Raw genomic sequence first — 5045 nt, 5'->3', positions numbered from 1 at the left:
GCTCTGAAAAGCAGCGTCATCTTCGAATGGTTGCTGGGGATGGGAGCGGTGGCTGCCGTTTCTTTACTCGGCACGATGCCGCCGATGATCACCGGCTAAAACGCCAATCCCTGTGGGAGCGAGCCGGCTCCGGGCGGCGTTCCGACGAAAGCGGTGTGTCATTCAACATCAATGTTGCCTGTCAGAGCCTATTCGCGAGCAGGCTCGCTCCCACAGGGTTCTTCGACATACTACAAAATCGCGCCAAGTCTTCGTACAACTTCTGATTGAGATTCCCCGTAACACTTGCAAATAATCCGCCCCGACGTTGTACGACGATGCATAACAAAAATAAAAACAACCAAGAAACACGGGAGCGTCACTGTGAGCAAGCTCGTCCGCAATTCCTCCGTCTGTACCCCTCGCCCAACCTTCGCGCTCCGTCATCCCGGCAAATCTGGGCCTTTGATTACGACATCGACAGCGGCACACCGTCCAACCGGCGGCTGTTTGTCGACATGCATCAACTCCTGGACCGTTCCCTCGCCGTACCGGTAAAAAAAACCGAGCATGTGCGCCTTCGGCGGCAGTCGCCTGGACACCCTGTTCGTGACCTCGATACGCCCCGGCGACGACCATGACGAACAGTCGCTGGCCGGCGGTGTGTTTGCCCTCAATCCCGGGGTGAAAGGCTTACCGGAGCCGAACTCACCCACCTCACCCTCGCCCCGCAACTCGGTGGCAGCATCGTCAACTGGAGCGTGCGCGGCACGGGTCTGCCGCTGTTACCCCAGCAACTGACTCAGCACCGCGCGCAATTTGCCGGGTTTCACCGGTTTGTTCAGCAGCGGTGCGTCGAGTCGCTGCAATGAGCGCCGACACTGATCCGTGCGGTCGGCAGTGATGATGACTGCCGGAATTACCTGGTGGTAATGCTCACGCAAATGCCTGACCACATCACAACCCACCACGCCGTGATCGAGGTGGTAGTCCGCCAGAATCAGTTCCGGCGGTCGCCCCTGCAAGGCTGCCAGTGCGGAAAATTCATCAGTGGCCGTGACCACCTCGCAGCCCCACTGCCCAAGCAGCGCGCTCATGCTTTCGAGAATGCTCACTTCGTTGTCCAGCACCAGCAAACGCCGGCCCGGCAATGGATTGCCGGCGCCGGGTTGTGGCGCCGCCAGGCTGATCGGCAGCGGAACCTCATGGGAAATCGGCACATCGATGCTGAACATCGAACCGCGCCCCGGCAACGAATGAACCCCGACTTTATAGCCGAGGATCTTGGCGATGCGCTCAACGATGGCCAGCCCCAGGCCCACACCCTTGCGGTCGGCGGCGCGTCCGACGTCCAGTTGGTTGAACTCGAGGAAAATCGAATCCAGTCGGTCCGCCGCGATCCCGCGCCCGGTGTCCCAGACTTCCAGGCGCAGCATTTCACCCCGGCGTCTGGCACCCAGCAAGATGTTGCCCTTGTCGGTGTAGCGGCAGGCGTTGCTGAGGAAGTTGCGCAGGATCCGCGTCATCAGGCGCAAGTCGGTGCTGATGGCGTAATCGCCCATGTGCACCCGCAGGTTCAATCCTTCAGCCTGGGCCACTGACTGGAACTCCGACACCAACGGCGCGAGCAATTCGTCAAGGCGGTACAGCGCAATGTCCGGTTTGACCGCCGCCTGATCGAGCCGGGAAATATCCAGCAAATCGGTGAGCAAATCTTCTGCTCCCTCCAGCGCCTGGTGAGTACGCTCCACCAGCACCTGTTCGACGTCGGGCAGCTTGCGTTCGCGCAGGGTCGAGATCAGCAAACGCGCGGCATTGAGCGGTTGCAGCAGGTCATGACTGGCGGCGGCGAGGTATTTGTCCTTGCTGCGATTGGCGGCCTCGGCGGCGTCCCGGGCATCGCGCAAGGCTTGGGCGATCTGTTTACGCTGGGTGATCTGCTGTTGCAGGTTACGGTTGGCTTCCAGCAACTCGTCGGTGCGCGCGGTGACCCGTTGCTCCAGCTCGTCATTGAGTTGCTGCAGGCGCTGCTGGGCGAGTTTGCGTTCGGTGATGTCGGCGACAAACCCCTCCACCAGCCCTTCCTGATCGGGCTTGAGCAACAGGTTCATCAGCACGTCGAGGCTGCTGCCATCCTTGCGCCGCAATTGGGTTTCGTAACCGAGCAAGCTGCGCTCACGCTTGAGCATTTCACCGATGTTTTCCAACTCTTGAGCGCCGCCGACAAACAGGTTGCTCGCCAGATCGGCCAGCGAAAACAGCACCTCCTGAGGGTCCTGATAGCCGAGCATCCGCGCCAGTGCCGGGTTGGCGGCGCGCATGCCTTCCAGGAGGCTAGCCTGAAAGATCCCGTGGACCGCGTTTTCGAACAGCCATTTATAGCGATTGCGCTCGGCTTCCAGCTCGTCAAGGCGCGCGGCCAATTCCGGGTAATGACTCTTGCGCGCCGACTGGCTGCCTAATCCCAGTAACCCCGCCAGCGCCCGTTGCTGTTCGTCAGAGGGCTTCGCCATAGACGACCTCGACATCACGCTGACTGGACTCGCGCGGGTTGGTCAGGATGCACGGGTCGTGCATGGCGTGTTGCGACAGGAACGGAATATCCGCAGTGCTGACCCCGTGCAGTCCGAGGGTTTCGTGGAAGCCGATGGCGTGTTTCAGAGCGATCAGATGTTCCACCAGACGTCCGCAAATCTGCCGGTGATTCAAGCCCCGGCAATCGATGCCAAAGGTCTCGGCGATCACCTTGAAGCGCTCAGGTGCGGAGCTGTAGTTGAACGCCACCACGTGTTCCACCAGCACTGCGTTGCACAAGCCATGAGGCAAGTCGAGAAAGCCACCGAGGCTGTGGGACATCGCGTGCACGGCGCCGAGGATCGCGTTGGAGAACGCCAGCCCGGCCTGCATGCTGCCGAGCATGATTTTCTCGCGCAGGGCGATATCGTTCGGGTTGGCGATCATCTGCACCAGGTTGCCGTTGATCAGGCGCATCGCCTCCAGCGCATGGGGATCGGTCAACGGCCCGTGACCGGTGGAAACAAACGCTTCGATGGCATGCACCAACGCATCGATGCCGGTACAGGCCGACAGGAACGGGTCCATGCTCAACGTGGTTTCCGGGTCGATCAACGACACGTCCGGCACCACCGCCTTACTGACGATGGAGAACTTCATGCGTTCTTGCTGGTTGGAGATGATCACGAATTGCGAGACATCGGCCGAGGTGCCGGCGGTGGTCGGAATCAGGATCAGCGGCGGGCTGGGGACACGGATCGTGTCCACGCCTTCGAATTCGAGGATGCTGCGCCCATGGGCGACAACAATGCCGATGCCTTTACCGCAATCCATCGGGCTACCGCCACCGACGGCCACGATCACATCGCAATGATTTTCCCGGTACAGATCGGCGCCGAGCATCACTTCTTCGACCCTTGGGTTGGGCGAGACAGCGCTGTACAGGAAATACTCGATGCCCTGGGCTTGCAGACTGGCCTCGACATCAGCGACCCAACCGGCGGCAATCACACCGGGATCGCTGACCAGCAGCACCTTGCGGGCACCAAAGGTTTTGGCGCAATTGCCGACGTTGTGCCGGCAGCCGGCACCAAAGATGATTTCAGGCGAAACGAATTTACGCAGCTGGCTGAGACTCTGGCTCATTGGAAAGCCTGTTTTTATTGTTTTGGAAGGTAACGTCCACACTAAAGCATCCGGCTGTGAATGCAATCAGACCAATGGGTAGCCTCGCCCGAGGTGTCCCGGATTTTGTATGCGCTGGTGTTCCCTGTGGGAGCTGGCTTGCCCGCGATGAGGCCAGTACATTCAAAATCGATGCTGACTGTCAGATCGCAATCGCGGGCAAGCCCGCTCCCACAGGGATCTGAGTCGGACGCACCTTTTCGATTCACCCGCGATAGATCAGTCGCGAAGCCTTCTCGTTACGCAACGTCAGGTGTTCCATGCCCAGCCCCGGTGCGTCGGCTTCCTCGCGGGCCTTGAGAATCACACCGTGGTGCGGGGATTTGCTGCACACCGGGTCAGCGTTGGCGGCGTCGCCGGTCAGCATGAATGCCTGGCAGCGGCAGCCGCCCAGGTCCTTGTGCTTTTCATCGCAGGAGCGGCACGGCTCCTTCATCCAGTCATCGCCACGAAAGCGATTGAAACCAAAAGAATCAGTCCAGATGTGCTCGATACTGTGCTCGCGCACATTGGGGAACTGCACCGGCAACTGGCGGGCGCTGTGGCAAGGCAACGCCGTGCCGTCGGGGGTGATGTCGAGAAACAGATTGGCCCAACCGTTCATGCAGGTCTTGGGACGTTCTTCGTAGTAATCCGGGGTGACGAAAATCAGCTTGCACGGGTGGCCCTGCGCTTCAAGACGCTCGCGGTATGAGTGGGTGATGCGCTCGGCACGCTGCAATTGTTCGCGCGTGGGTAACAGGCCAACGCGGTTGAGCTCGGCCCAGCCGTAGAATTGGCACGTCGCCAGTTCGACGAAATCCGCTTCCAGCTCCAGGCACAAGTCGATGATCTGCGCGATCTGGTCGATGTTGTGCCGATGGGTGACGAAGTTCAGCACCATCGGGTAGCCCTGGGCCTTCACCGCACGGGCCATCGCGAGTTTCTGGGCGAAGGCCTTGCGCGAACCGGCGAGCATGTTGTTTACCGCTTCGTCGGCGGCCTGGAAGCTGATCTGAATATGGTCCAGCCCCGCGACCTTGAAATCGCGCACCTTCTGCTCGGTCAGGCCGATACCCGAGGTGATCAGGTTGGTGTAGTAACCCATGTCCCGCGCGGCCTTGATCAGTTCGGCCAGGTCCTGACGCACCAACGGTTCGCCGCCGGAAAAACCCAGTTGCGCGGCGCCCATTTCCCGGGCCTCGCGGAACACCCGGATCCATTCTTCGGTGCTCAACTCTTCGCCTGATTGGGCAAAGTCCAGCGGGTTGGAGCAATACGGGCATTGCAGCGGGCAACGATAGGTCAACTCCGCCAACAGCCACAGCGGCGGACCCGGACGCGAGTCACTCGATCCAGAATTGAGCATGGGCCACCTCCAGAAACGC

Annotated in this window: 3 protein-coding genes and 2 pseudogenes; 2 read left to right on the top strand and 3 right to left on the bottom strand. The window is 60.5% G+C overall.

All coding sequences use genetic code 11. The features are described 5' to 3' along the window. Positions 1-99: pseudogene (locus WLY71_RS29635) on the top strand (copper homeostasis membrane protein CopD); the annotation flags it as partial. Positions 100-419: 320 nt separating this feature from the next. Continuing rightward, positions 420-684: pseudogene (locus WLY71_RS29630) on the top strand (SMP-30/gluconolactonase/LRE family protein); the annotation flags it as partial. An 80-nt stretch (positions 685-764) separates the two neighbouring features. On the opposite strand, the gene WLY71_RS29625 reads toward WLY71_RS29630, so the two are convergent. From WLY71_RS29625 to pqqE, 3 genes are all read right to left on the bottom strand, one after another. Then, positions 765-2492: a PAS domain-containing hybrid sensor histidine kinase/response regulator gene (locus WLY71_RS29625; RefSeq protein WP_347806401.1), complete on the bottom strand. Its 1728-nt coding sequence runs from the start codon at positions 2490-2492 to the stop codon at positions 765-767. Beyond that, the gene (gene ercA / locus WLY71_RS29620; protein WP_283184275.1) at positions 2476-3639 is read right to left on the bottom strand and encodes an alcohol dehydrogenase-like regulatory protein ErcA; all 1164 of its coding nucleotides are present in this window, start codon (positions 3637-3639) and stop codon (positions 2476-2478) included. Before ercA ends, WLY71_RS29625 begins: the two co-directional genes overlap by 17 nt. Before the next feature lie 244 nt (positions 3640-3883). Next, the gene (gene pqqE / locus WLY71_RS29615) at positions 3884-5026 is read right to left on the bottom strand and encodes a pyrroloquinoline quinone biosynthesis protein PqqE (RefSeq protein WP_347806400.1); all 1143 of its coding nucleotides are present in this window, start codon (positions 5024-5026) and stop codon (positions 3884-3886) included. Between the last annotated feature and the right edge of the window lie 19 nt (positions 5027-5045).

The sequence above is a fragment of the Pseudomonas rossensis genome (genome assembly GCF_039888995.1).
Taxonomy (GTDB): Bacteria; Pseudomonadota; Gammaproteobacteria; order Pseudomonadales; family Pseudomonadaceae; genus Aquipseudomonas; species Aquipseudomonas rossensis.
Note: the sequence above shows the minus strand (reverse complement) of the source record. Positions and strands in the feature narration are given on the sequence as shown.